At 69.3% G+C, this 26643-nt stretch carries 26 protein-coding genes and 6 pseudogenes; 14 read left to right on the forward strand and 18 right to left on the reverse strand.

Annotation, left to right across the window (positions count from 1 at the left end):
* Positions 1 to 32: 32 nt before the first annotated feature.
* On the reverse strand, positions 33 to 917 hold the full coding sequence (locus AOK18_RS00035) for a nucleoside triphosphate pyrophosphohydrolase family protein (RefSeq protein WP_420865547.1): 885 nt from the start codon (positions 915 to 917) through the stop codon (positions 33 to 35).
* Between the two features lie 109 nt (positions 918 to 1026).
* Here AOK18_RS00035 and AOK18_RS00040 point away from each other — a divergent pair, with 109 nt between their 5' ends.
* Genes AOK18_RS00040 through AOK18_RS00055 form a run of 4 tightly spaced genes read left to right on the forward strand, consistent with a single transcriptional unit; the run spans position 1027 to position 3535 of the window.
* On the forward strand, positions 1027 to 1305 hold the full coding sequence (locus tag AOK18_RS00040; protein WP_055692870.1) for a phosphopantetheine-binding protein: 279 nt from the start codon (positions 1027 to 1029) through the stop codon (positions 1303 to 1305).
* Positions 1302 to 1724 carry a helix-turn-helix domain-containing protein gene (locus tag AOK18_RS00045; RefSeq protein ID WP_055692871.1) on the forward strand — a complete coding sequence of 141 codons (423 nt, stop codon included), beginning with the start codon at positions 1302 to 1304 and terminating at the stop codon, positions 1722 to 1724. Before AOK18_RS00040 ends, AOK18_RS00045 begins: the two co-directional genes overlap by 4 nt.
* Entirely contained in the window at positions 1721 to 2638 is a 918-nt protein-coding gene (locus AOK18_RS00050) for an ImmA/IrrE family metallo-endopeptidase (protein ID WP_055692872.1), read from the forward strand. The genes AOK18_RS00045 and AOK18_RS00050 overlap by 4 nt, the downstream gene beginning before the upstream one ends.
* A 54-nt stretch (positions 2639 to 2692) precedes the next feature.
* Positions 2693 to 3535, forward strand: a complete 843-nt coding sequence (locus AOK18_RS00055) for a hypothetical protein (protein ID WP_055692873.1) — start codon at positions 2693 to 2695, stop codon at positions 3533 to 3535.
* A gap of 24 nt (positions 3536 to 3559) precedes the next feature.
* Here the strand turns inward: AOK18_RS00055 and AOK18_RS00060 are convergent, their stop codons facing one another.
* Both AOK18_RS00060 and AOK18_RS32740 read right to left on the reverse strand, forming a co-directional pair.
* Positions 3560 to 4576, reverse strand: coding sequence for a nucleotide kinase domain-containing protein (locus AOK18_RS00060; protein WP_206281478.1), 1017 nt, complete (start codon positions 4574 to 4576; stop codon positions 3560 to 3562).
* Between the two features lie 178 nt (positions 4577 to 4754).
* The gene (locus AOK18_RS32740; RefSeq protein WP_157864979.1) at positions 4755 to 4967 is read right to left on the reverse strand and encodes a hypothetical protein; all 213 of its coding nucleotides are present in this window, start codon (positions 4965 to 4967) and stop codon (positions 4755 to 4757) included.
* Positions 4968 to 6219: 1252 nt separating this feature from the next.
* Between AOK18_RS32740 and AOK18_RS00070 the strand changes: the two genes are divergently transcribed.
* Complete coding sequence (locus AOK18_RS00070) at positions 6220 to 6609, forward strand: replication-relaxation family protein (protein WP_276205328.1); 390 nt, start codon at positions 6220 to 6222, stop codon at positions 6607 to 6609.
* 44 nt (positions 6610 to 6653) lie between these two features.
* On the opposite strand, the gene AOK18_RS00075 is transcribed toward AOK18_RS00070, so the two are convergent.
* The 3 genes and pseudogenes from AOK18_RS00075 to AOK18_RS00085 all read right to left on the reverse strand — a co-directional run.
* The gene (locus AOK18_RS00075) at positions 6654 to 7634 is read right to left on the reverse strand and encodes a recombinase family protein (RefSeq protein WP_240502979.1); all 981 of its coding nucleotides are present in this window, start codon (positions 7632 to 7634) and stop codon (positions 6654 to 6656) included.
* Between the two features lie 233 nt (positions 7635 to 7867).
* The gene (locus AOK18_RS00080; RefSeq protein ID WP_240502981.1) at positions 7868 to 8695 is read right to left on the reverse strand and encodes a DUF3626 domain-containing protein; all 828 of its coding nucleotides are present in this window, start codon (positions 8693 to 8695) and stop codon (positions 7868 to 7870) included.
* Positions 8696 to 8868: 173 nt separating this feature from the next.
* Positions 8869 to 9924 (reverse strand): annotated as a pseudogene (locus AOK18_RS00085) (transposase); the annotation flags it as partial.
* Positions 9925 to 10008: 84 nt separating this feature from the next.
* Between AOK18_RS00085 and AOK18_RS00090 the strand changes: the two are divergent.
* On the forward strand, positions 10009 to 10401 hold the full coding sequence (locus tag AOK18_RS00090) for a VOC family protein (protein ID WP_055692878.1): 393 nt from the start codon (positions 10009 to 10011) through the stop codon (positions 10399 to 10401).
* A gap of 2 nt (positions 10402 to 10403) precedes the next feature.
* Here the strand turns inward: AOK18_RS00090 and AOK18_RS32745 are convergent, their stop codons facing one another.
* Positions 10404 to 10754 (reverse strand): transposase, encoded by a 351-nt coding sequence (locus AOK18_RS32745; RefSeq protein ID WP_157864980.1) that lies wholly within the window; start codon positions 10752 to 10754, stop codon positions 10404 to 10406.
* Positions 10755 to 10769: 15 nt separating this feature from the next.
* Between AOK18_RS32745 and AOK18_RS32750 the strand changes: the two are divergent.
* Positions 10770 to 11420 (forward strand): annotated as a pseudogene (locus tag AOK18_RS32750) (Tn3 family transposase); the annotation flags it as partial.
* Between the two features lie 335 nt (positions 11421 to 11755).
* On the opposite strand, the gene AOK18_RS00105 reads toward AOK18_RS32750, so the two are convergent.
* The gene (locus tag AOK18_RS00105) at positions 11756 to 12160 is read right to left on the reverse strand and encodes a hypothetical protein (RefSeq protein WP_055692880.1); all 405 of its coding nucleotides are present in this window, start codon (positions 12158 to 12160) and stop codon (positions 11756 to 11758) included.
* Positions 12161 to 12845: 685 nt separating this feature from the next.
* Positions 12846 to 13364, reverse strand: a complete 519-nt coding sequence (locus tag AOK18_RS00115; protein ID WP_055692882.1) for a hypothetical protein — start codon at positions 13362 to 13364, stop codon at positions 12846 to 12848.
* Positions 13365 to 13371: 7 nt separating this feature from the next.
* Here AOK18_RS00115 and AOK18_RS30075 point away from each other — a divergent pair.
* Together AOK18_RS30075 and AOK18_RS32755 are read left to right on the forward strand one after the other, a co-directional pair.
* Positions 13372 to 13500 (forward strand): annotated as a pseudogene (locus AOK18_RS30075) (IS21-like element helper ATPase IstB); the annotation flags it as partial.
* 746 nt (positions 13501 to 14246) lie between these two features.
* Complete coding sequence (locus AOK18_RS32755) at positions 14247 to 14519, forward strand: hypothetical protein (protein WP_055692884.1); 273 nt, start codon at positions 14247 to 14249, stop codon at positions 14517 to 14519.
* 320 nt (positions 14520 to 14839) lie between these two features.
* Here AOK18_RS32755 and AOK18_RS00130 read toward each other — a convergent pair whose 3' ends face one another.
* Positions 14840 to 15424 (reverse strand): hypothetical protein, encoded by a 585-nt coding sequence (locus AOK18_RS00130; RefSeq protein ID WP_055692885.1) that lies wholly within the window; start codon positions 15422 to 15424, stop codon positions 14840 to 14842.
* Between the two features lie 462 nt (positions 15425 to 15886).
* Between AOK18_RS00130 and AOK18_RS00135 the strand changes: the two genes are divergently transcribed.
* Positions 15887 to 16117, forward strand: a complete 231-nt coding sequence (locus tag AOK18_RS00135) for a bacteriocin immunity protein (protein ID WP_055571484.1) — start codon at positions 15887 to 15889, stop codon at positions 16115 to 16117.
* A gap of 9 nt (positions 16118 to 16126) precedes the next feature.
* Here the strand turns inward: AOK18_RS00135 and AOK18_RS30080 are convergent.
* The 3 genes and pseudogenes from AOK18_RS30080 to AOK18_RS00155 form a co-directional block, all read right to left on the reverse strand.
* A pseudogene (locus AOK18_RS30080) lies at positions 16127 to 17058 on the reverse strand (IS5 family transposase).
* A gap of 131 nt (positions 17059 to 17189) precedes the next feature.
* Positions 17190 to 18113 carry a DUF1648 domain-containing protein gene (locus AOK18_RS00150; protein WP_079104765.1) on the reverse strand — a complete coding sequence of 308 codons (924 nt, stop codon included), beginning with the start codon at positions 18111 to 18113 and terminating at the stop codon, positions 17190 to 17192.
* Positions 18114 to 18172: 59 nt separating this feature from the next.
* Positions 18173 to 18520, reverse strand: coding sequence for a GntR family transcriptional regulator (locus tag AOK18_RS00155; RefSeq protein WP_055692888.1), 348 nt, complete (start codon positions 18518 to 18520; stop codon positions 18173 to 18175).
* A 230-nt stretch (positions 18521 to 18750) separates the two neighbouring features.
* Between AOK18_RS00155 and AOK18_RS00160 the strand changes: the two genes are divergently transcribed.
* Both AOK18_RS00160 and AOK18_RS33755 read left to right on the forward strand, forming a co-directional pair.
* Positions 18751 to 19575 (forward strand): alpha/beta fold hydrolase, encoded by an 825-nt coding sequence (locus tag AOK18_RS00160; protein ID WP_099048809.1) that lies wholly within the window; start codon positions 18751 to 18753, stop codon positions 19573 to 19575.
* A gap of 10 nt (positions 19576 to 19585) precedes the next feature.
* Positions 19586 to 20704, forward strand: a pseudogene (locus tag AOK18_RS33755) (helicase associated domain-containing protein); the annotation flags it as partial.
* Positions 20705 to 20901: 197 nt separating this feature from the next.
* On the opposite strand, the gene AOK18_RS00170 reads toward AOK18_RS33755, so the two are convergent.
* Entirely contained in the window at positions 20902 to 22062 is a 1161-nt protein-coding gene (locus AOK18_RS00170) for an alpha/beta hydrolase (protein WP_240502983.1), read from the reverse strand.
* Positions 22063 to 22171: 109 nt separating this feature from the next.
* Here AOK18_RS00170 and AOK18_RS00175 point away from each other — a divergent pair, with 109 nt between their 5' ends.
* Together AOK18_RS00175 and AOK18_RS00180 are read left to right on the forward strand one after the other, a co-directional pair.
* A complete protein-coding gene (locus AOK18_RS00175) occupies positions 22172 to 22807 on the forward strand; it encodes a TetR/AcrR family transcriptional regulator (protein WP_055692889.1) in 636 nt (211 codons plus the stop codon).
* 188 nt (positions 22808 to 22995) lie between these two features.
* Positions 22996 to 23463 carry a VOC family protein gene (locus AOK18_RS00180; protein ID WP_055692890.1) on the forward strand — a complete coding sequence of 156 codons (468 nt, stop codon included), beginning with the start codon at positions 22996 to 22998 and terminating at the stop codon, positions 23461 to 23463.
* 349 nt (positions 23464 to 23812) lie between these two features.
* On the opposite strand, the gene AOK18_RS00185 is transcribed toward AOK18_RS00180, so the two are convergent.
* From AOK18_RS00185 to AOK18_RS00200, 4 genes and pseudogenes are all read right to left on the reverse strand, one after another.
* Positions 23813 to 24841, reverse strand: a complete 1029-nt coding sequence (locus AOK18_RS00185; RefSeq protein WP_055692891.1) for an NAD(P)/FAD-dependent oxidoreductase — start codon at positions 24839 to 24841, stop codon at positions 23813 to 23815.
* 11 nt (positions 24842 to 24852) lie between these two features.
* Positions 24853 to 25371 carry an isoprenylcysteine carboxyl methyltransferase family protein gene (locus AOK18_RS00190; protein ID WP_055692892.1) on the reverse strand — a complete coding sequence of 173 codons (519 nt, stop codon included), beginning with the start codon at positions 25369 to 25371 and terminating at the stop codon, positions 24853 to 24855.
* Positions 25368 to 26453 carry a type III polyketide synthase gene (locus AOK18_RS00195; protein WP_055692893.1) on the reverse strand — a complete coding sequence of 362 codons (1086 nt, stop codon included), beginning with the start codon at positions 26451 to 26453 and terminating at the stop codon, positions 25368 to 25370. Before AOK18_RS00195 ends, AOK18_RS00190 begins: the two co-directional genes overlap by 4 nt.
* Positions 26450 to 26643, reverse strand: a pseudogene (locus AOK18_RS00200) (hyaluronate lyase); the annotation flags it as partial. The gene AOK18_RS00195 and the pseudogene AOK18_RS00200, both read right to left, overlap by 4 nt.

Consider the following 26643-nt stretch of genomic DNA (forward strand, 5'->3'; position numbering starts at 1 on the left):
GCTGGCATGCGTCGGCCGCCCTGGGGGCAACCTCAGGGTTCGATGAAAGTCAGTGTCTGAGCGTCGAGGTCTAGCTCGAGGCGGCCGCCGCCATGCTTGCGTAGCTGCCGCCAGGCGGCGTAGCCGGTCATGATCGCTTTCTCCCAGTCGGCGGCGCGCAGCACGCTGACTTCGAGGTGGGCGGTCATGTGGTCGATGGTGATGAGCAGTTCGTGGTCGACGTGGCGGACGTTTTCGAAGTAGTGGTGACGGCTGGCGTAGGAGAAGACCAGGGCGCTGATGCCTTCCTCAATGGCGATGGCGCGGCCGCCGTCTTCGGCTTCGTCGATGCCGGGGCGGCTGCGGCGTTTGCAGCCGAGGAGGAAGCGGCTGACGGGTGACCAGCCCAGGACGGCGGCATGAGCGAGGTGGAAGGCGTCGTGGAAGCGGTAATCGTCCTCGATGTGGCTGGCGCTGGTGAGGGGGTCGCCGGCCGGAGTGCCGTCTTCGCGGGTGAGGGCGATGACGGTGCGGCCGTCGGGCTGGAGGGTGGGGGTGAAGGTGACGGTGGTCTGTCGGGGCAGTTGTTCGTGAGGAGGGTAGTCGGCGTCGAAGCGGGGGCGTTGGTCGTCGGGGGTGGCGCGCCAGCGGTCTTTGGTCTTTTCCAGGCTGGCGGCGGCGATGTCTTCGAGGTCGAGGCCGAGAAGGTGGGCCAGGGTGGCGGTGTACCACAGGACGTCGCCGAGCTCCTCGCGTAGCTGCTGTTTGGACGGGCCGGCGTCAGCGCCATCACGCAGGCGTTTTTTGTAGGCGGTGGCCACGGAGCCGGTCTCGCCGACGAGTCCGAGCAGGGGGATCAGAACCGGGTCGGTGCCTTCGGCAGCGGGCTGCAGGGTCTTGAGGGCTGCTTGCTGATAGCGGGCCAGATGCACACTCACTCCCATGAAGGATCTTCCAACAAGTCTGTCGGATTTCCCGACATCGCTCTACAGTAGGTCAGGCCGGGCCGCCTGTCCCGGAGTTGAGCGAAAGGGCCATTAGCAGAGCATGCCGTCGCACAGCGTCCAGGAGATCGTGGACATCGTGATCGATTTCCTGGCTAAGCACCAGGACAGGCCAAGCCACGACGTGTACGAGGAACTAGCCGCCCGAGGGCAGGACTTGCCGGTCGACTCGGTGCTGATCATGGAGATACTGGCGCGCATCGAGCAGCATTTCGAGGTGTCCGTCCCGGCCGACGCCGAGGCCGGACGCTCCCTGCGTTCGGTGTGGGCGTTCGCCGAGACCGTGTACGACACCATGCAGGCGAAGGAGCACGAGCAATGAGCGGCAAGGCGCCGTCCCACATCGATACCGACACCGACCAGCGGGCCCGGCTGGGGCAGCGGCTGAAGGCCACCCGCGAGTACCTGGGACTGTCCCAGCAGCAGGTCGCCGAGCGCACCGGCATCGTCCGTTCGGCAGTCAGCGACATCGAGCGCGGTGTGCGCAAGGTGGAGGTGATGGAGCTGCAGAAGTTCGCCCGCCTGTACCGGCTACCGACGTCCTACTTCCTCGACGAGGAGGAGGCAGCCGACGCCGGGGAACACGCGCTCGCTGGACTGCCGCGGACCGCACGGCCGCTGAGCGAGGGCGACCGCATCGAGGTGGCGAAGTTCATCCAGTATCTGCAGGCCCGCCGCCAAGCAGAGGAAGAGGAGGCGAGCGACTTGCACCCGCCTCAGGGGCCGGAGGGCGGTGCGTGAGCTGGAACAGTGCCCACGGCGCCGCGATGATCGCGGCGGCACAGGCCCACGAGGCGCTCGCCGCCGCAGTCGACGACTACGTCGACGTGTTCGGCGCGCTGCGCCGAGCAGGCGTGGAGGTCATGGGGCAGAAGCTGGGCGGCCTGCTGGGGCTGTACATCGACGGCAGCCAGGGCGTTTTGGGGTGCCTGGTCAACACCGGTCTGGAGGAGGTGAGCATGCGGCACACCGCCGCTCACGAGCTGGGCCACCACCGCATGGGCCACGGCACCAGTATCGATCACCAAGAGCAGTCGTCGGGCCGGTGGGGCGAGGGATGGCCGCAGCACGAGCGGGAGGCCGAGGCCTTCGCCTCCTGGTTCCTGATGCCTCGCCCCGCCGCCCGTGTCGCCCTGGCCCGCTGCGGCCTCGCTCGCCCCGAGTCCCCGCTGGACGTGTACCGGATGGCCCGCTGGCTGGGCACCCCCTACGCCACCACCGTGCGCCATCTGGTGCGGCTGAAGATGATCGACCGGCCCACCGAGGCCGTGTGGCTAAAGCACTCCCCCGGCGTCCTCAAAGCGGAACTCGCCGGTGGCCTGCCGCTCGGACCGCAGGCACACATCCACGTACTCACGCCCGCCGCGCACGCCGCCACCCTGCACGTGACCGCCGGCGACTGCCTGCTGCTCACCGTCCCCGGGGCGCGCTACGACCATCTGCCCGCAGGCTTGACCAGCACCCCGCCGGACACCGCCGGCCAGCTCTCGTTCCGGGACTCGGTACCCGCACCAGAACAAGGCCGTGCGGCGTGGGTGACGCAGGAGCTGGCGGTGGACAGCACCGTGGCCGCCAGCACCGACAGTACAGAACTGTTCCGCGTGGACCTGCGGCGCACCCCCGGCCGCGAAGGGTCCGACCACTTCTGGGCCTGACGACCCACACCACCGCACGGCGCCCGCCCACCCCGCCGATCAAGGAGCGAGCCTATGCACACGTTCACCGTCGACGCCCCGGACGTCTCCCGTGCATGGCTGGAGGCCTGCTCCCGCCTGTCCGAGATGCCAGGCAAAAGGGCCTTCCACACCGTGGTGCGCATTGCGAACCCTCTGCAGGAAGACCCGCATCTGCGCGCCGAACTGGACCGGCTGCGTTCCGCCCGCACCAAGCCGCCGCTCTACCCCATCGACACGGTCGTCAACACGCTCTTCCCCGCTCAGCTCGCCGCCACGTGCACCACCCACGACGAGCTCACCGACCGCTACCGCGCCTTCTATCCGCGGCTGCGCGAGGTCAGGCGCAACGCCCACGGTACCTATTTCGGACGGCTCATCGCCTACCCGGGCACCGCCGAGAAGCCGGAACCGGTCGACCAGCTCGCCCGCGTCATCCGGCGCCTGGACAAGCTGCGCTCCTCGGCGAAGTGGAGCGCCGTCTACGAGGCCGGCACGGCCCATGTCACGGACGAGGACGAGGCATGGGAAGAAGAACCGCCGCAGACCACGGCGGAGACCGAGGCCGTCATCAGGGCCACGGCCCTGGACACCCAGACGCTGGATTTTCCCTGCCTGAGCCACTGCTCCTTCCAGCTCGACAGCGCCACCGACACCGTGCACCTGGCCGCCTACTACCGCAGCCACTACATGTTCGACCGCGCCTACGGCAACTACCTCGCCCTGGGCCACCTGTGCGCCTGGGTCGCCCACCACGCCCAGCTCACGCCGGGAACACTGACCGTCATGGCCGGATGCGCCCGCCTGGACTGCACCAAGTCTGAACTCGGCGCCCTCCAGCACTCTCTCACCACACCGCTGTTCGGTCTTGGTGCCTGATCCGGCACAGCGAGCAGCCGACGCCTAATTCAGGCCCCACTTGGGCGGGAACCAGGCCCGCAGCGGTGTTCCGTCCTGCCGGTACGCCTGCTTGATACGGCTGCGACCACTGATACCGGCGACGTCCGGGTGGGCCACCCGCGCGTACTTGTCGACCTCGCAGAATAGGTTCTGGCAGTCGATCAGCTGCAGGGGCCGTCGTCCCTTCAGCCAGGCGAAGGGCAGCCGCAGGCGGTTGAAATGCTCCTGCTGGGAGTCGGCCATGTAGCGGATGACATCGGCCTCGATGCCGTCGGCAGCAGGGCCGAAGCACTTGCGGATGCCGTCACGCGCACCAGGGCCTGGCACAACGAAGTCCATCTCCGAGAATCCAAGGTGCGGGGCGTAGTTGAGATCAATGATGAACTGATAGGCGAGGAAAGGGCCGAGCGTCGGGTAACCGAGGAGCACCTCGTAGGCCTCGCGCATCGTGGCCGCCCCAACGACGCGCTCGGGCGCGCCGGAAGTCATCATCATCTCCAGCAGCCGCAGGTGGTTGCGATGCTTGCGCTCCTCCCCCAGCTGCGGCGGGGGCACGATGTAGGCAGCCGAGTACAAGCGCTCCCCCTTGGCGAACGCGGCTGACAGCACCCGGTCGTAGGCTCCATAGTCGTACGTCTCCCAGCGCACCTCCCCCACCTCGCGGGACAGCAGCTCCCAGGTGGACTCCTTGTTGAAGATCTTGAACAGCAGGGTGCGGAAGAACACCTCCTCCCACTCCTGCGGGCCCTGGTAGATCACGTCGCTGATCACAGCCTGACTCACCCGGTCGGCGGCGCGGTAACAGTTCGTGAACCGGTGCCCAGCCAGAATCGGATCATCAGTCCACGGCTGGGTCCGCCCGGCCAGACGAGCCTCATATACAGCCTGCCGGGCCGAGGCGAAACGCCAGTAGGTGTCGAACACCGGTGTCGGCTGAAGTTCCCGCCCGCCTATCCGCACCGTTGCCGGCACCGAGCCGTCTCGCGGAGGAACCTGACGGTCTTGCAGCAGCGTCACCATGAGCCGCAATATATATTCGATATATGTCGCCTGTCACTGAGGGAGCGCTATGGAGTTGCTACACCAGCAGCGACGACGCCAGACCTCGGTGCTCTGGCCCGAGGACGTCGACCGCAGACTAAACATCCTGGTCCGCGCAGCTGCCGCAGCCGGCGAACGCACCTCCCGCGCAGAACTCCTAGCCGCCCTCGTCGCCGCCGCAGACGTCGAACCCGAGCAGGTAGCCGCTCTGCTGCACCACTACCGTCGCCTGCCAGCCGACGCACTCACCGGCGACCAGGACAGAGACGACCTGCCCGCCGTACGCGCACCAGGCCCACGCCGCGTCGCCTCGGCATAACGAACCACTGCCCTGCCAGGGCACATGCCCAACCCCAAGCCCGCTGGCCATGTCCCGGCCCTCAAAAGCGGGCCGCTCGTCCAAGCACCGCCGCATACCAACGATCGGCGGAAATACACCGAGCGCAGTGGAGATGACCCGACCTGATCACCACGGCCCGCTACCTGACAAACCTGCAGATCAGCCCCACAGCCCAGGACCAGCTTCCACGCTCGCCACGGCTACCGAAGCACCAGCACCGTCTGACCATAGCCACACACCAAACTGATCAACCCAGGCCAGAGCACCCGCTCCTGATCACAAACACTGCTCCTGGACAGCCGCGCTCGCCGGCCTCGGACTGGAGTGGGCGGCGGCGTAGCGGCGCCGAGACGGCGGCCATATGGACGCAGGTTGCGATCGCAGTTGCGTACGCACCTGCGTACGCAACTGCGGTTGCGTTAGAGTGAGATTGCAGCCTTTGTTGCAGGCTCTGTAAAAGCATCGGGGCCCCCGTCCTGCTACGACGAGAGCCCCGTGCCCGCGTTCTGGCGTCGTCTCCAGCTCAGCTGAAGGGAGCTGGAGGCGGCGTCACGTGCAGGGCCAGATCCACGTGTGGATCATCTGCCCCAGCCAGAACGCCGTGGCCGCAGTAGGCGCCATCCAGAGTCGGATGCTTCTACGCACCCTCTTCCAGTTCACCGACCTTGGCCGTTTGTGCCTTCCCATCGTGTCCCCTTCAGGGTAGTGGGACCAGCATCTTGCTGCCGGACCCCGGGCCCGAGGACCCGCCAGGCGCGGTCCCTCCGAAGGTTCGCTCTGGGAAGCAGTGACCAACTTACACGGCGTCAGAGGCAGCCACGGGCCGTTTGCCGGTGGCAAGTTGACCTCAGCGGCAGACTTGTCTGCCTGGCTTCGCGCGCGGCTCCGCCGTCGCGCGCGAGGGACACCGGCGGCGTCCGATCCCCTTCGCCCGCCGCCCGGGGCCTGTCCCACCCACCCACTTCTCTTTTTTCCTTGCCGTGGGGCGTGGAGTCGGGGGCGTAGAGGGGATGTCCGCCTGCCGACCACGGCAGGATCAGCGGGTGAGCTGCGGATTCAGGGATGGGCACTGCAGGCGGTGCGGACCGTTGTCGGTCGGGTTGTCGGCGTGGATGTGGGCCTGGTCCACGGCAGTGTTGTCGCTTCGTGACCGTGGTCGGGCCTTCGTGGTCGGGTCTGTGGTCGCCGGCTGTTGCTGTGACCGGTACGCGCGGTGCCGGGCAAGCCGGTGCCGCACCGGAGGGGAGGTGAGCGGATCCGTGGTGATCGGCTGGCGCTGGGTGTGCTGGCGCAGTACCGGATGGCCACTACGGAGCAGATGCACTGGGTGATCGCGCCCGGGGTGCGGATCGAGCAGACCCGGCGGCGGCTGGCCTGGCTCCGGCAGGAGGGGCTGGTCGACTGCGTCACCCTGCCGCAGGCCGGGCGGACCCGGGCCCCGACCGCCTACGGCGTGCAGCTCGCCTGCGAGTGGCCCGAGCTACGCGGGCACCGGCCGTCTCGGACCGTGTCCGATCCGACCGCGGTGCGGCTGAAGGCCGGCCATACGCTGACCGTGACCGAGACCGCGCTCGCCTTCCTCGAGGACGCCCGCCGCCGCGGCGAGCTGTGCCAGCCTCTGGACTGGATCCCCGAGGTTCACGGCTTTGGGGCACAGCGGTACAGCGGTTAACGCTAAGCCAGTGATCATGGGATCGAGGCAGGTCATGGGCGGGACTACCGCAGCTCGGCGTTCGGGTGGGGCTGGGCCTGGAGCCGTTCGCGGAGGTCGATCTCCTCGGGAGTGAGTGGTTCCTCGGGCCGGCGGATGCGTACGGGCTTGGGCCGCAGGGGCAGGCCGTCGTCCGCCGCAGTGGCCTCAGCTTCGGCGAGCGACCGGTAGAGCGAGGCGACCGACGGGTGCTTGCCCGCGTTCTTCCCGGTCTTGATGATCAGCTTCTTCGCGATCTCGGGGACGGGGACGCCCTTGTCCTTGAGCGCGACGGCGAAGGTGAGCATGTCGTCGTCGATGACCTTCGGGCGTCCGCCGTGGTTGCCCTTGGACGCGGCGATGACCTGGCCTTCGAGGGTCTTTTCCCGGATGTAGTTGCGCTCGATCTGCCCGGCGACGGCGAGGACGGCGAAGAACATGGCGCCCATGCCGTTGGGGTCGTAGATGCCGGTGAGCGGGCCGGTGAGGAGTTCGAGCTGGATGCCGCCGGCCTGGAGCTCGGCGGACAGCGTCATCAGCTCGGCCGCGTTCCTTGCCAGGCGCTTGAGCTCGTGCACGGTGAGGATGACGGGCGTCTCGGGGGCGGCCTCCTTGAACTGGTGGGCCAGCGCGAGCGCCTTCTCCAGCTCGGGCCGCACCTTGACCCGGGTGCTGATCTGCTCCTCGAAGACCTTGTGGCACTCCGCGCGGTGGAGGGCTTCGAGCTGGCTCGCCAGCTCCTGCCGCGCGGTCGACGTCCTGGCGTACCCGATGCGGACAGGGCGCTCGGTGCGGGGCGCGGGTACGACGGCAGGCGCCGGGCCCTGCTTCCACGCGCGCCCGGGGTGGCGGTCGGCGGGGACGAGGACTTCGAGTTCCTCGCGGAGTGCGGGGACGAGGACGAAGCGGGGGGTGTGGTACTTCGCGGCGGTCTTCCCGCCGCGGGTGCGGCAGGCGGAGCCGGCGGGCGCGTCACAGTTCGGGCAGTCGTGACGTTCTACCGCCAATGCGGCCCGATCGGGCGTGAAATCCATGCGGACAGCCTCTCAGAAGTGCCTGGCACAACATGCGGGTTTCGAGAGGACTTTTGCGAATGGCGATTTGCGGAAACGTGATCACTCCGGGGGCTCTCGCAGAACTCTCACAGATGAACGTTTATGAGAATCACCGTGGGTGACGATCGCCACCCGGAGCTACGCATGGCGTGCGGATGTCAAGGGCCATCACACCGTTGACCGCCTCAACAAAGGCTATCGAGTACAGCTCCCTCCGTCGGTTCCGGAGTCGCCGGCCTGCCAGTGACCTTCGAGGGTGCCCCGAATCGCGCCAGGTAGTGCCACACCTTCTTGACGGCCTGTGGGTCGTAGCGGTCGGCACATGCAGCATTTCCGACGATCCGAGGATCGAGCACTCCATCGACCGCAATCTGCGTGGCCAAGTCGACGTACTCCTGGCCGCGGTAGCCGGGATGACGGCGGAGTTCCTCGATCTTGAGTCGGAAGCCTGGGTGCCACTCCACTGGGCAGCCAGTACGCACAGCCGCGGCCTCGACTGTCGTATCTCGGTAGCAGGGGTCCAGGACCAGCGCCTCCACATGCCCGCGCAGCCGGACGGGCCCGTGCACCTGCGCCTCGATGTAGTCGTCGAGCTCGTCCTGATGGTCGGCCAGGGCAAGTTCAATGAGCCCCATGCGGGCCGCGACACCGAAATCTGAAGGTTCGAGGAAACTATCCGGGTAGCAGAACGTGGTCCGCGCGAGCGTTTCGGCAGTCAGCCGGAAGTGGGCGGACCCGAACCGCGGCGCCGCGCCGACCGGATTGCGACGGAAGTTTAACGCCCCGTAGACAGGCCGTTCATCCGCGGTCCCTTCGTCGTAGGCCCCGCCGAAGATCCGGCTCTCCCAGCGCCACCGATCGCCTCCTGGATGCGCGGTCAGTCCACCGTTGCTGGTCCCTGTGACGAACTGGGAGCGGTAGGTGCCGTCCTCAGCCATGGCGTCCAGGATCGGCTTGGCGCGCAACAGACGGTCCGGATGGAAGTTCAAGGTCACCCGCAGCGCCAAGTCCATCGAAGGACCCGACGCCAGTTCTGCGACATGTCGAAGGGCCCGTTCCTGCTGCGATGTCTGAGAAGCTGAGGGGCTCATCGGCACAGTGTTCCGCAACTTGATTGTTGGGTGCACGCGGACTGCCCACCGTCGGCCTGTCCCGACCTCGCGGGACGCTGATCGCCGGACGCCCCTTAGCCGGTGCCGTCCTCGTCGTCGTCGAATTCCGGCGTCTCCGGATCGCGCAGCGGGCGCAGGGCGCCGGCGGCCGGGGTGGAGGCGGTGAAACTGTAGCGGCCGAGCACGTTGAGGTTGCGGTGCTTGAGCGGGGAGAGCCGGGCAATGTCCTCGTCCCGCAGCTCGTGGCCCTCGGCGCGGAGCTGGGCGATGGCGGCGTCGATGTACTTCGTCGTCCACAGCACGATGGCGTTGAGGACCAGGCCGAGCGCGCCGAGCTGGTCCTCCATCCCGTCCCGGTACGCCTGGTGGATGGTGCCGCGCTTGCCGTGGCACACGTCCCGGGCCAGCTTGTGCCGGGACTCCTGCACGGTGAGCTGGCGGTTCATCTGCCGTCGGTAGGTGTCATCCACCGGGTCGACCATCCGCATCAGGTGCTCGGTCTTGGCGATCCGCCCGTACTCCGCGAACGCCTGACCCAGCGGCGTGGGGTGGCCCTCGCGGCCGAACATCCGCAGCAGGTCATAGGCACGGACCTGGTTGGTGACCAGGGAGCCCGCGACCCGGAGCATGTCCGGCCACCACGTCTCGATCCTCTTCAGATTGACCCGGTTGCGGGCGAGCGGCTCCAGCACCCCGTAGGTCCCCGTCTCCACCCCGGGCATCGCCGCCCGCCAGAACCTCTGGTCGTCCAGGTCCTTGAAGCGGGGGCTGAAGTTGTAGCCCAGGATCTTGAAGATACCGAACACGATGTCGGAGTACGAGGCGTTGTCGGTGGCCACCATCTCCGGCTTCACCCCGCCGTCCAGGTTCAGCAGCGCGTCCAGGATGTGCAGGGAGTCGCGCGGCGTGCCCGGGACGACCATCTGCCCGATGCCCGCGACCTGGTCGTTGACGGCGTTGAGCCAGGTGATGCCGCGCTTGAACCCGAAGTACTTCGGCGAGGGCGCCGCGCTGATCGTGCGGACGGGGACGACGAACCGCAGTCCGTCGACCGAGGCCAGCAGCCCGTCGCCCCAGAACTGCACGATCGGGACCTCGGACTGGGCCTCGATCAGCTTCGCGTTCACCGCACCTCCTCTGCCAGGTCCGTGCTCTTGCCAGGACCGCTCAACTCTCATTATCTTGACGTCAAGATTTCTAGCAGGGGAGAAGATGTGGCTCAGGAAACGCACGGATACGCATTAGGCGGCCTGCACCACGTACAGCTCGCGATCCCTCCAGGCGCAGAAGACCGCTGCCGCGAGTTCTGGGGAGGCGTTCTCGGTATGACAGAACTCGAGAAGCCGCCCGTGCTGGCAGCTCGCGGAGGGTGCTGGTTCCGGGGTGGTGACCTGGAGGTTCACCTGGGTGTTGAAGAGGACTTCCACCCGAGCAGGAAGGCGCATCCAGGCATCCTTGTGACCTCGATCCACGCGCTCGCCAAGCGACTGGAGGACAACGGAGTCGGCGTCACCTGGGACGACAACTTCCCCGGGCACAACCGCTTCTATGCCTTCGACAAGCTGGGCAACCGGCTGGAATTCCTTGAACCCGTTCGCGATTGCTGACGTCAGGGTGACTGGGGGATCACTTTTGCCCAGGTGTCGGTACGGGGCCCTCGCCGAGTCAGGCGCCGGGGCATCATGGTGATGAGTGCCCAGTTCAGGGGGGCTTCGGAGTGCTGGGGCAGGCGTTCGTAGTCGCGTGCGTTGCGGCGGGTGTTCATGCACCACCCGATCGCGCGTTCGACTTTCCAACGGCGGGGCAGGACGACGAAGCCCTTGGTGGCCTTGGGCCGGGAGACGATGCGCAGGCTGATCCAGAGGCGATCGCGGGCCCAGTGCACGAGTTCGCCGGCGTAGCCGCGGTCGGCCCAGACCTGGGTGATCTGCGGCTGGGTGAGGTGCAGGCGCCAGAGCACGTCGCGGGCGGCGTCGCGGTCCTGGATGTCGCCGCGCTGTGGGCGGCGGTGGAGGAGGCGGTGCCGCGTACGGCGGTGGCTGGCGCGGTCGCGACCGTCGAGGCCCTGGTACAGGAGGACGACGGCTCGATCGAGGCGGCGATGCGCGAGAGGATGGCCCTGCGCTACAACACCGTGCGCCCCTTCCTGTCCCTGCTGGGCGAGTCGGACGCGCTGGGCTTCGCCCCCGCCGGGCGGCGCATCCTCAAGGCGGTACGCCGTCCGCCCGCGCTCTCGCGCCGCAGGGCCAAGGACCGGCCGCTGCTGCCCATCGAGGTCGACGCCGAGTTGGTGCCCGCCATGTGGAAGCGGGCGCTGTTCTCCCACACCAAGCTGCCGCGGGGGGGGGCGGCCGACCGGGACGCGTACGTGGTGTGCGTGCTGGAGCGGCTGCACCGCGCCCTGCACCGACGCGAGGTGTCCGCCGCCCCGTCGAACCTGTGGGCCGGCCCGCGCGCGAGGCTGCTGGACGGGTCCAGGTGGGAGGCGATGCGCCCGGAGGTACTGGCGGGCCTGTCCCTGGCCGAGGACGCCGACCAGCACCTGGCCCAGCTCACCCGTGGACTGGATGCGGCGTGGCGGCAGAGGGCCGACCGGCTTCAGAAGGCTGGCACCGACGCGAAGCTCGTCCGTGACAACGTGCTCCCGCTCGCCATGTTCGCCGGCGCCACTCTCGCCGAGCGGATCGCCTCAGCCCACGCCGAGCTGGCAGCTGGGACGCGCCCGCAGACCAGCGACGCAAGGCCGCAGCCGTGACCAGCGGAGACGCACCTACTTTGCACCTGGTGTCGAGACAGGAGTCCGAGGCCTACACCGCGGTCTGCTGCCTTCGAGCGTGGGGCGGCCCTTTCCGGAACCGTCCCACGACCGGTGCACAGCCAATCGTGTTGCCCACTCTCAGGTTGCCGACCAGGAGCCGAGAGCCCCAGGCGGGCTGCTGACAGACCGTGTCTTTGCTGTGATCAGGTGCGGTAACAGAGGTAGATGTACCTGCCGTCGGCGCCCCGGTTGAGGTCGACGTCGATCCGCTTGAACCCGGGCGGAGGGGCAACGGAGGGACCTGTGGAGGTGATGACCTCAAGGTCCTGCACGGCATCTCCGCTCGCCCGAGTGAACGTTGCGTAGATGTAGGCGCCATCCGCCCCCTTGTTGAGGTCGACGTTGATCTTCTCGTAGCCGGAGGGCGTGGGCTGCTCCCGGCCGATGAGGAAGTAGATGTCGGTGATGGGCTGCTTGGAGCCGTCCCCCTCGTAGGCGAAGTAGAGGTACTCGCCATCGGCTCCCTCGTTGAGGTCGACGTCGATCTTCTCCCAGCCGGGCGGCGGTGCCTGGTCGTTCTCCAGGACGGTGAGGCTGGTGATGGCCATACGTACCTCCAGGCATAGGGGGCGGCTCTGCCTGGTGGCAGACTCGCCCCCAGAAGACTTACCTTAAGTAGCGGATTGAATACATAAGGCAATGAGATGGTTTCGGCCCGCCACTCCGCGCCGTCGTCCCCGTCGGGGTCCGGGACCACTGCGGCGCTCGCGACGAACGCCTCGGTCAGCTGCTCACGCGGAACGACCTCCTCGATCGCCGACCCCGCGTCCACCACGCAGACCATCTCGCCGCTCTCCGTCGCGGGCGGCGTCGCCAGCAGCACATCGACCGCTACGGCGACCTTCTCCGCCGCCTTTCTCAGCTGCGGCAGGGCCTTGAGCTTCGCGTCGTTGCCCATCCGCCCGGCCTTCGCCAACAGCTTGGTGGCCATCAGCGCATGCAGTCGATCGAGCGCGTCGTCCACCGTCGCGGCCTCCAGGTGCCGCACGGCCGCCGGAAGGACCGATACCCGCCCGGCAACCTTCCCTCGAACCCCAGCGGAGCCCCGGCCGGGGTGCTAGCCCACCATGATCGCCCTCACCGGGATTTCCTGTACCCCGACCACTCACACCCGTTACCGGGCCCCGAGGGGCGGCGGGGTCTGGGCCGGCTGGTCGTCGCCGCGGGTCACCGTGACGGTAAGGGCGGTGCCGTCGATGAGAGGCCGGGCCCGGACCTCGGCCGGTGGGGCGGTTACCGGCGCCGCTGCTGGTCGAAGGCATCCATCATCGCGGCGAGGGTCTGGTCGCTGGCCGCGGTGTGCGTGGGCGAGGCCAAGTACGCCTGCAGCTCGTCGTAGTCGCGGCGGCGCTCGGCCGCCCATCTGCGGCGGAAGACGGCCAGCCGGGGGCTGCTGGCGGCGCGCGCTGCTTCCTCCACGGCCGTGGGGTGCGGCGCCTCCATCCCGTGCTCCAGTTCCAGGGCCGCCATGATCTCCTGGCCCTGCACGCGGCGCTCCAGCCACAGCGGCAGCCCGGGGTGTTCCGCGAACATCAGCCGCAGCCGCTCCCGGCCCTGCGCGCCGGCCGCGAGTCGGGCCAGCCCGGCCGGGAACTGCGCCCCGGCGGCCGGGAGGGCCAGGGACGGCAGTTCCTGGTGCCCGGCCAGTCCCAGCGCGGCTTCCACTCGCTCGGCCTCACGCTCCACGTCGACGGACGGCGCGGGGTCCTTCCCGGACTCGCCCTCTCCCGCCGCAGCCTGCGAATCCTCCATGCCCGTCGACCCACGTCTCTGCGCGGCCATCGTGGACCGCCTGACCCTCAACGGCACCATCATCGAGACCGGGACCGACTCCTACCGCCTCGCCAGCACCCGGGCACGGACCGAAGAGCCTGCCAAGACCGGCTGACTCCAGCAGGCTCGACACCGCTGTTCCCGGCAGGATTCTGTCGGGTCACGCTGCCGGTCGGGGCACTTCTGGTTCCAGCGCGTCCGTGCCAGCCTGGGCGGTCGGTGACTTGACCGGCTAGCAGGCGAGGGAAGCGTGGGAGACGTTGCGGTGCAGGTGAACAGTGTCTTCGACGGCCGGTTGAAGTGGCGCTCTCGCTACCTCATCCACAGGGCCCGCCGGCGAGGCCGGACCGGCCTGCTGATCCAGGTGGACCTGCGCGACCCTCCCCGCAGCATGTCACCCAAGTGGTGCCTGGTGTCCGTCACGGAAGGCGAGCGTCAGTTCTGCAGCGTGGATCGGAGCACCATCACAACGGTTCGCTTCGTCCCTCTTCTTCCAGGCCCGCACTCACTCAGGCTCGAGGTTCTTCGAACCCGCAGGCGACGTTCCACACGAGTCGAGCAGACGGCTGTGCTCGACCAGGGAGACATTCTGCTGGCGACCTGCGACCCGGTTCAGCCGAACGTCTTCTACCGGCGCAGTCCCGAGGCGGACACATGGAGTCTGTAGATCCTTAAGTAGCACCACATCGGCCGCATATGTCTCACACCTGCCGCTACCTGCTTCGACGGCCCACTGCCCTGACGGGCAGTGGGCCGTCCCGCGTTCGCGGACTCGACAGTGCCGTCATTTCTCGTCGACATCCACGAGCTGGCAGATCGACAACTGACTCCGGAACCGGGCGACAATCGCTGTTCCTTGAGATGAACGAAGCCACCGTGCCGGACGAACTCTCGGCCCGGCCGGCCGCATCCCACGCCTGGAGGCGCCGTCATGCCCGCCGAGCCCGTCCCCGCCGCCGTCCGACTCCGAGCGCCGTCGTCATCACCGCGATCACCGCAGTGACCGTCCTCGCCGTCCTGGAACATCCGGTCCCCGCTGTCCTGAGCGCGCTCGCCTCGGTCGCCTGTCTGCTCCTGATCCCCGGCCGCATGGGCCGGCTGCTCGCCGCGCTCACCACCGGCGGCCGCGGATGAGCGTCCTCGACCAGCCCCTTGGGCTCGCCCGCCAACAGGGGCGCAGGAGCTGGCCGCGCTGTAAGGGTGGTTGCGCGGCGCGAAGGGCGGCAAGAGGTTCGGTAGCCTCGCCCGCCTGGCGGGCGGGGTTCGACCTGGGCGAATCGACCCGCGATGCGGCCCATGGCCACCTCGAACGCCTCCCACCACTGGCCTGGATTTATGCTGTGACCTGCGGCCACCGTCTCTTCGTCAGTCCATGCAACTCACGATGCTCAACGGTGTCCGCACCCGTCTTGGCACCGGCCCCGCCCAGCAAAGGTCACGATCTACGGCCACCGCTACTTTGGTGGGGCGCAGTCCTTCAGTGGTGCGGGATGGAGGTCGAGGCCGTCTTGCGCCACACCGACGACTTCCTTGTATGTTTTCGCATTTAGCTGAAAACCGTCGAAGTACTCGGTGTAGTTCTCGGGGAGAGCGTCCTCTCCTGGAGAGAAGATCCTTCCTAGGTTGTCTCTCACCCAAAACTCGGCGCTGTTATCCCCAAAGCGAAGCCACCAGGGCCGAAGCCAGGCATCTTTGGGAAGAAATTTGGTCTTGCTTTGCCGCAGGTCTTTGGCCTTAATCGTGTACCGCATACACGGGGGCATGGCATACAAAGGGAGGTCATACGCCAAGTACAGATTCACGCCGTTTTCGTCAAAGCCGTGTGCGGTGAAGTACACCCCGTTTACGGTGATCGGATCGAGCGACCTGTTTGCAATAATGAGTTCCCTGCCGTCCGATTCAGTCCAGAACGCCACGCGCGTGGCTTGCAGCCGGTCCTCTTTGCGGGAGTCTTCCTGTGACTGCTTCAGCTGGTCTCGCGCCACCGCCGCCCCGTAGTAAGTCGAGATAGCGGTAGCGATGAGGCTGATTGCGGCCACGAGGGCAGCCCCTAGAGTTCCCCACTTGACCCAGTCTGCGGCCTTGAGGCGTTCCCAGCGGGTCAACTGAGGGGCGGGAGGCTCGGACGGTATGACCCTTTCCCGGGGCCTGACGTGGGGGGGATGGCTTCGAGCATTCCTATGAGTGAGCCGTAACCTGGTCCGCCTATCCTGATGATTCGCTGGCACCGTTCCTCGCTTCAACTGGTCAGCATTCGGCTGAGATCATAGAGGGCTGAGACAGCAATGCTCTGTGCCTCGGCCCGGACGACCGCGTCGGCCAACTCGACCAACTCCACGGGCACGCCCTCCACCGAGGAGAACAGCAGCTCGGAGGTTGCGTGGGGTGTACAGGGCGCTACTGGATGCCTGCCGTCGAGCGCTTCAGGACCCCGAGTGCACCGGCTAGGAGTTATCCGGGCGATCAAGGATCTCGTTAGGGTGATTCGGTGGAGGGACCTGATGAGTGCTGGGGAGATGCGTCGCGCGGAGGCGGTCGCGCTCGTGCAGCGGATCATGGACGCGGACTACGCCTCGGACGACGAGGTGGACGGCTGGCTGGACAGGCTGGACAGAGCCCTGGCGTGCCCGTCCGGACATGTCAGGGACTTGATCTTCTGGCCGCCGGAGCGGGAGCTTTCGGCTGATGAGGTGGTCGATCAGGCCCTGGCGTATCGGCCAGTCGCTTTGTGAAATCAGGGCTCAACTCCGAAGCCAGATGAGCAGGGCCGCGGTGGTGGCGGTGCCGAGGAAGACGTAGCCGCGCTTGTCGTAGCGAGTGGCCACGGCCCGGGACTGCTTCAGTCTGTTGATCGCCCGTTCGGCGGTGTTGCGCTTTTTGTAGCGCTCCTCGTCGAAGCCCGGTGGCCGTCCGCCGCGCGAGCCTTTGCGCAGGCGGGCGGCCTGGCTGTCGGTCTTCTCCGGGATCGTGTGCCGGATGCCACGGCGCCGCAGGTACTTACGGCAGGGGCCGTTGCTGTAACCCTTGTCGGCCGCGACGCTGTCGGGCTTCGTGCGCGGCCGACCCGGACCGACCCGCGGAACGCGGATCTTTTCCAGCACCGTCTGGAACTGGGTGCAGTCCGCCCGCTGTCCGCCGGTGACGACCAGGGAGAGCGGGCGGCAGCGGCCGTCCGCGCTCAGGTGGAGTTTGCTGGTGAACCCGCCCCGCGAGCGGCCCAGGCCCTCACCTCCTGCACCACCTCCACCAGTCGGGCGAGCAGGCTCTGCCACGGTGTTTCGCCCTGGTGTTCTGCCGCTTCGGCCCCTTTTGACGCGGGCGTCGGCGGCGGTTCCGTCCGGGCACCGGCCGCACGCTGATGGGCCCGCACGATGGTGGAGTCCACCGAGATGTCCCAGTCGATCTCGCCCGCGGCATCGACGGCGGCCTGGACCTGCTGCAGCAGACGCTCCCACGTCCCGTCGGCCGACCATAGCCAGTGGCGTTCATACACCGTCTTCCACGGGCCGAAGCGCTCGGGAAGATCCCGCCACTGCACCCCGGTCCGCACCCGGTGCAAGATCCCGTCGATCACCTGTCGATGGTCCCGCCACCGGCCACAACGTCCATTGCTCACCGGCAGGAACGGCCGCAACCGTTCCCACTCGGCATCCGTCAGATCACCCCGCCCCATGCCCACAACAACGACCCAGGCACGGGGCGGTCACATGATCGCCCGGACAGCTCCTAGAGAGCGGGGTAGGGGCGATTCGTTCAGAAAGAGTCCTGGCCGGGTGCGGGGGATCACCTGGCCAGGACCGGCTGTCAACTTGAACGTTGAACGTTCAAGGAGTTGAGGAGGGCAGCTCCGCGCTCGGCATCATCGACACTGACCGCAAAGTTTTTGCCATTGTGGGTGCGGGTTACCAGACACTCACCGCTGCGCAGCATCACAGTTGTGCCCAGCCCGCTCAGCCGGTATCCCCAGCCACCGACCTGGGAAGGCGTACGCGTCTCGACGCGGGCAGAGGCAATGTCATCGGCCGCCCAACGTCGCGCCGGCCAGCCCAGCGGCCCGAAGGCCACCTCCAGACCTCGCTCACTGACCCGTGCCTGCACCGAGGCGAAGCCGAGCACCAGGACAGAGGCCAGAGCGAACGGCCCGGCCAGCAGTGCAGCCTCAGCCCCCATCAAACCCCCCAGTCCCGCCACGACGGCGGCCACTGCTACGACACCTGTCACGGCGGCTGTCGCATGGAGCCAGGGGTTGGACGTGCGGGAGAGCCACACGAAGCGCTCTCCTGCGGGAATCTCCATGGTCGGTCCGCCTCCTGTCGGCACCGCGGCCGGAGTGCGGCGACTGGCCAGCAAGGCGGCCGCGCCCACGCCGACAGCCGCTACGAGCGTCACGACGACAGAGACCGTCACCGAGTCCGCCTCGCGCCAGTCCGCGTGGTCTAGATTCGCCCGCACGATGGACGCCTGGCCGCCCACGAGCATCACACCCCCGGACCCGAGCGTCGCGCCGACCCACCCCCCTACTCCGCCGCTTGAAGTGACACGGGCCCGCCACCACACCAGTGCCACAAGCGCCGCTGCCACCCCCCAGATCAGCGCCGGGAAGAGCGACGCGGCCCACAAAGGCATGGAACTATCGGGCTTGCCCGAGCCGGCGTCCCAGTGCGTCGCCAGCCGGTCAGGAAGCCGGCCACCGGCGACAAGCGGCAGCGCCACCAGCAGCGCCAGGATCCCTAACACCCAGCCGGTGACACCCCACGCCGCAGCGCTCCTGCGTCCCGCACGGCCGGTCACGAAATCCCCCTGATCATGTCGATGAGATCGTTCCTGCTGTATCCGAGGCGCGCCGCGTCGGCCACGACATCACGGACGCGATCCAGCAACGCCGAGCGTTCAGCCGCCCCATGGGCCACCGTCACGCCTCTGCCGCGCCGGAACTCCAGCACTCCCTCGTCACGTAGCGCTCGAAGACCGCGCAGCACCGTATTCACGTTGATTCCCAGCGCCTGGGAGAGGTCCCGTGCTGGGGGAAGCCGGTCACCCGGCTCACACTCCCCCTCAGCAATGGCACGTCGGATCGCACCCGCCACCTGCTCATGCAGGGGGCGATTGTCCGCAGTGTTCAGCCTCAGCAACATGGTACTAAAGACGATAGCACCATACGCTCGAAGAGCCGAGGTGGCGATGACTTCGGCACAGCGCCCGGCGTCTGCGGTGGAAGACCAGTCCCAGCGGCGAACGCTTCGCTCCAGAGCAGGCGTTTCCCACCCAAAGTTGATGGGTTCGGGAGACACTGGACCTCCTGCCAGGGCAGCATCGGAATGGTCTTGGTGAAGGTGCTGGTCATGCCGTAAGAAAGAGGAGACCGGTGGACTGGACACTGGGCGAAAAATTCGAGACGCCTGACGGAATGCTGCGGTGGAGGATGTTGGGCAGCGGGGATCCGGTCGTGCTGGTGCACGGCACCCCATATTCCTCCTTCCTCTGGCGGGACATCGCTCCAGCGCTCGCCCGTACCCGCACGGTCTTCGTCTTCGACCATCTCGGCTTCGGCCGGTCGGATCAGGGCGAGGCCCAGGACCTCAGCCTGGCGGCTCACGCGAGGAACTTCGCCCGGCTCCTCGACCACTGGGGACTGTCCCGCCCCAGCGTCGTCGCCCACGACATCGGTGGGGCCGTGGCACTGCGGACACTGCTGCTGGAGGAGAGGAGCTACCGGGACCTGACCCTCTTCGACGCGGTGAGCGGCGGACAGTGGGAACGGGGGCTTTTCCGGCTCATCCTGGAGCACCCGGGAGTCTTCCAGCAGCTTCCGGACTACGCGCACGAAGCGCTGGTCGCCAGCCACCTGCGGCACGCGACGCATGTCGGCTTGCGGCCGGGGGTCCTTGAAGCGTTCCTCGCGCCTTGGCGGGGAGCCGCGGGGCAGGCCGCGTTCTACCGCCAGTACAGCCAGATCAAGCAGGCGGACACCGCCGCGTACGAACACCTGCTGGGCGGCATGTCGCTTCCGGTCCGCATCATCTGGGGTCGAGAGGACCGCATCCTCCCCGCGGAGTACGCCGAATGGCTGCACGAGCACATCCCGCACGCCGAGCTGCACTGGATCGAGGATGCCGGCCACCTCCTCCAGGAAGACGCACCAGGACAGCTGACCACCTACCTCACCGCCTCGTTCCCCTCAGACAAGTGAGCCGGGCCAGCCTCCGGACCGGGTGTGGTCGGCGTGGTTGTGCGGCGATCATCTGGTATCCGAGCGGCGTGAGGTGTTGCGTCAGTTCGCCAACGGGGTCGATGCCGCGGGCCGGCGGGTGCACCGGGCGTTCCTGGCAGGTTGTCGCGTGCTCGGGGAGGGCGTGGACATCACCGGTGAGCGAGGCGTGGAGGCCGTCTGCTTCGCCGACACCCGCGGCTCCCAAGTAGAGATCGTGCAGAACATCGGCCGCGCGCTCCGGCTCAACGAGGACGGCAGTACCAAGGTGGCCAGGATCATCGTGCCGGTGTTCCTGGAGCCCGGCGAGGATCCGGCCGACATGGTCGCCAGTGCCTCGTTCCGCCCTCTTGCAGCGGTCCTCCAGGGCCTGCGCTCGCATGATGAACGTCTGGTCGAGCAGCTTGCCTCCCGGGCGCTCACGGGCGGGAAGCGCAAGGTGCGTGTCCGGCGCGGCGCAGAGGGGCGGATCGTCAGGGTTGGCGGTGAGGGCGATGGTGAGGGGCAGGAGGACGACGTGCAGGCCGTCGAAGCGGCCCTGCTGCACTTCTCCAGCCCGCGCGACGCGGCGACCATCGCGGCCTTCCTGCGCGCCCGGGTCTACCGGCCCGAGTCCCTGGTTTGGCTCGAGGGCTACCGGGCTCCGCTCCGGTGGCGCGGGGAGAACAAGATCACCGGTCTCTACGCAGTTCCCTACGACACCGAGGTAGAGGTCGGCGTCACCCAGGACTTCCCCCTCGGGCGAGGGGTGCGCCATCAGCGGAAGGCGCTACGGGCCGGAGAGCCGGAGGACCGGCGCAAGACCCTGCTGGATGTGCCGGAGGCCGGGACGGTCTGGGAGCCCGGCGAGGAAGCGTGGGAGGCCAAGCTCGCCGCGCTGCGGTCCTGCCGGCGGGCTATGGGGCACCTCGCGCCGCGTCAGGACGCGGTGTGGGGCGAGGGCGGGACGATGGTGCCTATCGGGCGGCACATGGCCAACCTCCGACGGAAGGGCGGCCTGGGCAAGGACCCGAAGCGTGCGAAGGCGCGCGCGCAGTAGCTGGCGGCGATCGACCCGGACTGGAACTGCGCGTGGCCGCTCGACTGGCAGCGGCACTACCGCGTCCTGTCCGCCTTCCTTCGCGACACCGCCCGCGAGCATCCCCGCGAGGCCGTTCGTGCCGTGGCCGACGCGGTCAGCGAAGCCTGCAAAGGCCATGTGGGGGACGACGCCGTCGTCCTGTGCCTGGACTGGCACGGCCCTCGCCCCGAAGGTGCGTCGTGAACGCAGAGGCTTGGGCTGACCGTGCGGCTCAGTTGCTCAGTTGCTCAGTTCGGGGGCTTCGGGTGCTGCTCGGTTCGGTTCGTACCTCCGAGCTGCCGGGGGTCCTGCCTTCGTGTGCCGATCGCCGGAAGGTCATCGAGGTGGGGCACCTGTTCGGCTTGGATGTTCCGTGGGCGGTTGAGGTACGGCTTCTCGGCACGGTGGTGGTCGCTGTCCTGCTTGCGTGCGGCAGGGGTTCGGCGGCTGACGGCGTCGCGCGGGCCGGGTCGGTGGAAGGCCGTGGCCACGGCGTCCGCGAGTTGGTTCAGTACGTCCCGGGAGAGTTGCACCGAGCCGGTGAACGAGAGGAAGCCGTGAACGGCTCCCTCGATCGGGAGGTGCTGGACGGGCACGCCGGCGCCGGCCAGCTTGCTGGCGTAGTGGTCGCCCTGGTCGCGCAGGGGGTCGTTCTCGGCGGTGGCGATGACGGCGGGGGCGAGTCCGGCCAGTTCGTCGGAGCGCGCCGGTGAGACCCGCGGGTCGGCGCCCTGGTCCGGGGTGCTGAGGTAGGCGCCCCAGAACCACTCGAGGTAGGAACGGGAGAGGACCGGGCCCGCCATGTTCTCGTACATCGAGGGGCTGTCGTCGAACCGGTCGACCGCCGGGTAGGCGAGCACCTGGAGCGTGATGCGCGGTCCCCCGCGGCGCAGGGACTCCTGTGCGAGAACCGCGGCGAGGTTGCCGCCGGCGCTCTCGCCGAACACGGCGATGCGTTTCCCGTCGCCCCCGAAGCCGGCGGCGTTGTCCGCGACCCAGGTCAGTGCGGCATAGGCGTCGTCGACCGCGGCCGGGAAGCGGTGTTCGGGTGCCAGCCGGTAGTCGACGGAGACCACGATCGTTCGGGAGCGGACGGCCACGGTGCGGGCGATGTTGTCCTGGGTGTCCAGGTCGCCGAAGACCCATCCCCCGCCGTGGAAGAAGAGCGTCACGGGCAGCGGTCCGGTGTTCGGCTCGGTGACGGGCCGGTAGAGGCGCACGGGTATGGTGCGGCCGTCGGCCACGGCCGCGGTGTCCCGGACGTCGGCGACCGGTACGGGAGCGCCGGCCAGGGCGCCGAAGGCGCGCCCGAACGCGCGGTTCTGCGCCACCGTCAGGGTCTCGGGCGCCGGTCCGCCTTCTGCGGCCACGTGCTGGAGCAGGGTCTCGATCTGCGGGTCGAGGGGCATGGCACTCTCATCTGTCCTGGGGAACGGCCGTCCGGTGTGGAATGACCTTTCCAGGATCATCGGGGGCACGTGATTGGAATGTCAATTCCAACTTGGGTAGCGTGGGCACATGAGCGCACCAGGAAAGGCCGAAGAGCCGAAGGAGCAGCGGCTCACCGAGGGCGGCCGCAGGACCCGCGAACGCATCATCGAGACCGCTGCGGAACTGATGTTCCACCGCGGCGCGGGAGGCACGAGCATCCCGGACATCCAGGCGGCCGCCGGGGTCAGCGCGTCGCAGATCTACCACTACTTCGGCGACAAGCAGGGCCTGGTCCTGGCGGTCATCGACCATCAGACGGACGCCCAGCTCGCCCGGCAGCGTCCGCTGCTGGACAGCCTGGACAGCATCGAGGCCCTGCGCGCGTGGTGCGACACGGCAGGGAGCCGGCAGGACGCCAGGGGATGCGAAGGCGGCTGCGAGATCGGCTCGCTCGCCGGCGAACTCGCCGACAGCGACCAGTCGGCACGGGCCAGACTCGTCTCCGCCTTCGACCGGTGGGAAGAACCCATCAGGTCGGGACTGGCACGCATGCAGGCACGCGGCGAGCTGAGCGAGCACGCTGACACCGCCGCCCTCGCCACCGCTTTGCTGGCCGCCGTCCAGGGCGGCATGCTGCTGTCCCAGGTACGCCGCTCGAGCACCGCCTACCGGCAGGCCGTGTCAGCGGTGATCGACCACATCGAGAGCCACCTCGTCCGGTAGCGGCCCAGGCGTGCCGGCCCACCGGCGACACCCTTTCGACCCGCCGGCACAGAGGTCGGGAACAGGCGCTCGGAGCGGACCGAGCTCGTCGACGCCGGGGCCGGGGTCGAGTGACTTGTGCGTTGTCCGCCGGCAGTGCTTTCCCGAGCGGGCCGTTCGGGCGGAGCCGGACCGGGCACCTGGAGCCCATGACCCATGACGCAAGCCGCATCCGGCTGGTGCAGACCGTGCTCGACAGCACCGACGCCCGTGAACTCGCCGAGTTCTACCGGTCCCTGCTGGGGCTCGACTACGCAGAGGGGGACGAGCCGCCCCCGGCCGGTCAGCCGGACGAGCACGGTGGGGACTGGCTCGTCCTGCGCAATCCCGACGGCGGACCGCAGCTCGCCTTCCAGCAGGTGGAGCGCCTGCGTGAACCCGACTGGCCCGACGGCCCGGTGCCCCAGCAGATGCACCTCGACCTGAGCGTCGCCTCGTTGGAGGAACTGCAAAACCAGCACGAGCGCGTGCTCGCCCTCGGCGGCAGCCTGCTCAGCGACCGGGACCGGCCGGATCCCGACGACGAGGAACGCTTCCGCGTCTACCGGGACCCCGAGGGCCACCCGTTCTGCATCTTCGTCGCGGAGCGGGACGAGCAGCCCGCGGGAGCACCGTGAACGACGGCGGACGCCCCCCTGCGCCGTGCCCGACGCGGAGATCATCCCAGCCGGCCGGCCGACGCGACGGTGCCTCTCGCGGCGGAAGCGGAAACGGTCACGATGTGCCCCCCTGCCCTCCGGGCCCCGGAGGTTTTCTTTGGCGGAGAAGCCGACGCACGCGGCCTCCCGCCGCCCGCGGGGCCGTGTCCCGCGCCCCGGCCCGGCGCGCAGGCACCGTGCCGGTGGGGGGTGCCCGTCCGCTGTGCCCGCACGCGGTGCTGCGGGGGCGGGGGCGGCCTCGAGGGCCGCGGACCGGAGCGAGGCCGCCGTGCCCGGCAGTGCCCGGCAGTGCCCGGGGCCCGCCGGGTCACGTCCCCGGCGGGCGCGCCAGCGCGTCGACGGCGGCGGAGAACAACCGCGGCAGCCGCTGCGCCGCGGGCACCAGCGCCGCGCGCAGCGGGGGCACCCTCGTCGCGCCGAGCAGCGCGCGAGTCAGCCGGCGGTAGCGCCGGGTGAGGCGGCGCCACTCCCGTTCGTAGGCCGCCGGGTCGCCGTCGACGACGGCCCGCACCGCCGCCGGCGCCTGCGCGAGCGCCAGCGCGATGCCCTCGCCGGTCAGCGCGTCGACGTAGCCGGCCGCATCACCCACCAGCAGCACCCGGCCGGCGGTGCGCGCGCTCGCGTCCTGGCGCAGCGGGCCCGCCCCGCGCACCGGTGTGGCGCTTTCGGCTCCGGCCAGCCGCTCCCGCAACTCGGGGAAGGCGGCGAGGTGGCCGTCGTAGGGTCCCCGGCCGGCGGTGAGCACCGCGACGCCCACGAGGCTGTCGGACACCGGGGTCACGTAGGCCTCCGCGTCACGGGCCCAGTGCACCTCGACGTGGTCGCTCCAGGGGGCGAGCACGTAGTGGCGCCGCAGCCCGTGTCGCCGGGGGGCCCGGCGCGGCCGGTGCAGCCCCAGGGCCCGGCGGATCGGCGAGTGCAGGCCGTCGGCCGCGACGAGGTGGCGGGCACGGGTGCCGTCGGCCACCACACCGTCCTCGTCCTGCTCGACACGGCGCACGGCGCGCTGCTCGACCCGCACCCCCGCGGCCAGCACCGCCTCGCGCAGCGCCGCGTGCAGCACGGTGCGCCGCACCCCGCGCCCCGGGCCCGCCCGGAAGGCGGCGTCGGCCCGGTGCGCCCCGGCTACGTACCGGATGCCGCGCAGGTCGTAGCCCGGCGGGTGGACGCCCAGTGCTGTCAGCTCGGCGACGGCGCCCGGCATCAGCCCTTCGCCGCACGCCTTGTCGAGGGGGCCGGCGCGCTGTTCCCAGACGGCCGCTTCGAGCCCCGCCCGGGCCGCGTGCAGGGCCGTGGCGAGACCTGCGGGTCCCCCGCCCACGACGAGCAGGTCCATGCGTGCCCCCCTCAGGCCGGCCGCGCCAGGGCGGTGTCCTCGGTGCGGATGCGGGTGGCGAGCAGGAACCCGTTCAGCACGGTGAACACGAGCGCCGTGACCCAGGCCGAGTGCACCAGCGGGAGCGCGAGCCCTTCGACGGCGACGGCGACGTAGTTCGGGTGCGACAGCCGGCGGTAGGGGCCGCCGGTCACGCGCGGAGCACCGGGCACGATGATCACCCGGGTGTTCCACTGCCGGCCCAGGGTGGCGATGCACCACCAGCGCAGCGCCTGCGCGGCCGCGACCAGGGCGAGCATGGTCCAGGCGAGGACCCATACGGCGTCCGGCCGGCGCACCCACACCTCCACGAGGGCGCCGACGAGCAGGCCCGTGTGCAGCACCACCATGAACGGGTAGTGGCCCCGCCCGGACTCCACGCCGCCCCGTGCAAGGCTCCAGTGGGTGTTGCGGCGGGAGACGGCCAGCTCGGCGACCCGCTCCAGAGCGACGGCCGAGACCAGGACGGTGAACAGGACCTGGCCGGTCATCTCTCCCCCGGGGCGCGCAGGAGGACGAGTTCGCAGCAAAAGCCCGGGCCCATGGCGAGCATGAGCCCGTGGGAGCCGGGCCGCGGTGGGCGGTCGGTGAGGGTGTCCGCCAGGACGTGCAGCACCGAGGCGGAGGACAGGTTGCCGATGCGGCGCAGCGAGTCCCAGGTCACGGCCAGGGCGTCCCGCTCGACCTCGAGGGCTTCCTGCAGGGCCTCGAGGACCTTGGGGCCGCCGGGGTGCGCGACGTACCAGCCGAGGTCGTCGCCGCTCAGGCGGTGGTCGGCGAGGAAGCCGCGCACGTCGTCGCCGACGTACCGGCGCACCAGGTCGGGAATCGAGGAGTCGAGGACGATCCTGAACCCGCCGGGCCCCACGTCCCAGCCCATCGTGCGCTCCGTGTCGGGGTAGAGGCGGCTGCGCGAGGCGAGCACCTCGGGACGGGCGGGGTGCTCGAAGCGCGCGAGCGGATGCTCGGCACCGACGGCGACCACCGCTGCGGCGCCGTCCCCGAACAGGCCGCTCGCCACGAGGTTGGCCAGCGAGGTGTCCTCGCGCTGCAGCGTGAGCGAGCACAGCTCGACCGACATCAGCACCGCGACCCCGTCCGGCCGGCCGCGCAGCAGGTCGTGCAGGCGCGCGATGCCGGCCGCGCCGGCGACGCAGCCGAGGCCGACCAGAGGCAGGCGCACCACGTCGGGGCGGAGCCCGATCTGCGCCGCGACGCGGGCCTCGAGCGTGGGGACGGCCAGACCGGTCACCGTGCACGACACGATGTAGTCGACGTCGCTCGGCGTGAGGCCGGCGTCCTTGAGCGCGTCGACGACCGCGCGCCCGCCGAGCTCGACGCCGGCCCGGATGAAGACGTCGTTCGCCCGGCCGAAGTCCCCGAGCCGGGCGTAGCTCTCCAGCGGGAGCACGCTGTGCCGGGTCTCGACGCACACGTTGCGGTGGAACCGCTCGACGACGCCGCGCTCGAGCGTGCCCTCGACCAGCGTGGTGGCGAAGGACTCGGTGATCTCCTCCTGCCGGTGGCGGTGCTCGGGCAGGACGCCGCGGACGCTGAGGACGCGCATGCTCATGCTGGCTCCTGAGGCCGGCCGGACGGACGGAGGCAGGCGACGAACGCCCGGCCGAGGCCGAGCGCGACGGCGGGGGTGAGCCGGCCCCGGGCGAGACCGAGTTCGACGAAGTCGTCGAAGACGCGCTGGTCGGCGGCCGAGGCCCGCAGCCCGGCCTCGAGGACGTGCGCGCTGCGGGCCTCGGCCGCCG

The organism is Streptomyces prasinopilosus, from assembly GCF_001419695.1.
GTDB classification, from domain to species: domain Bacteria; phylum Actinomycetota; class Actinomycetes; order Streptomycetales; family Streptomycetaceae; genus Streptomyces; species Streptomyces prasinopilosus.

Excerpts from the sequence above, each read along its gene's own strand:
- AOK18_RS00105 (WP_055692880.1), bottom strand. The coding sequence starts at position 12,160 with ATGGCCATCACCAGCCTCACCGTCCTGGAGAACGACCAGGCACCGCCG.
- AOK18_RS00060 (WP_206281478.1), bottom strand. The coding sequence starts at position 4,576 with ATGGTGACGCTGCTGCAAGACCGTCAGGTTCCTCCGCGAGACGGCTCG.
- AOK18_RS00040 (WP_055692870.1), top strand. The coding sequence starts at position 1,027 with ATGCCGTCGCACAGCGTCCAGGAGATCGTGGACATCGTGATCGATTTC.
- AOK18_RS00115 (WP_055692882.1), bottom strand. The coding sequence starts at position 13,364 with ATGGAGGATTCGCAGGCTGCGGCGGGAGAGGGCGAGTCCGGGAAGGAC.
- AOK18_RS00185 (WP_055692891.1), bottom strand. The coding sequence starts at position 24,841 with ATGGACCTGCTCGTCGTGGGCGGGGGACCCGCAGGTCTCGCCACGGCC.
- AOK18_RS00175 (WP_055692889.1), top strand. The coding sequence starts at position 22,172 with ATGAGCGCACCAGGAAAGGCCGAAGAGCCGAAGGAGCAGCGGCTCACC.
- AOK18_RS00080 (WP_240502981.1), bottom strand. The coding sequence starts at position 8,695 with ATGGACTTGGCGCTGCGGGTGACCTTGAACTTCCATCCGGACCGTCTG.
- AOK18_RS32740 (WP_157864979.1), bottom strand. The coding sequence starts at position 4,967 with ATGGCCAGCGGGCTTGGGGTTGGGCATGTGCCCTGGCAGGGCAGTGGT.
- AOK18_RS00135 (WP_055571484.1), top strand. The coding sequence starts at position 15,887 with ATGAGTGCTGGGGAGATGCGTCGCGCGGAGGCGGTCGCGCTCGTGCAG.
- AOK18_RS00190 (WP_055692892.1), bottom strand. The coding sequence starts at position 25,371 with ATGACCGGCCAGGTCCTGTTCACCGTCCTGGTCTCGGCCGTCGCTCTG.
- AOK18_RS00180 (WP_055692890.1), top strand. The coding sequence starts at position 22,996 with ATGACCCATGACGCAAGCCGCATCCGGCTGGTGCAGACCGTGCTCGAC.
- AOK18_RS00170 (WP_240502983.1), bottom strand. The coding sequence starts at position 22,062 with ATGCCCCTCGACCCGCAGATCGAGACCCTGCTCCAGCACGTGGCCGCA.
- AOK18_RS00055 (WP_055692873.1), top strand. The coding sequence starts at position 2,693 with ATGCACACGTTCACCGTCGACGCCCCGGACGTCTCCCGTGCATGGCTG.
- AOK18_RS00045 (WP_055692871.1), top strand. The coding sequence starts at position 1,302 with ATGAGCGGCAAGGCGCCGTCCCACATCGATACCGACACCGACCAGCGG.
- AOK18_RS00155 (WP_055692888.1), bottom strand. The coding sequence starts at position 18,520 with ATGTTGCTGAGGCTGAACACTGCGGACAATCGCCCCCTGCATGAGCAG.
- AOK18_RS00195 (WP_055692893.1), bottom strand. The coding sequence starts at position 26,453 with ATGAGCATGCGCGTCCTCAGCGTCCGCGGCGTCCTGCCCGAGCACCGC.
- AOK18_RS32755 (WP_055692884.1), top strand. The coding sequence starts at position 14,247 with ATGAACGAAGCCACCGTGCCGGACGAACTCTCGGCCCGGCCGGCCGCA.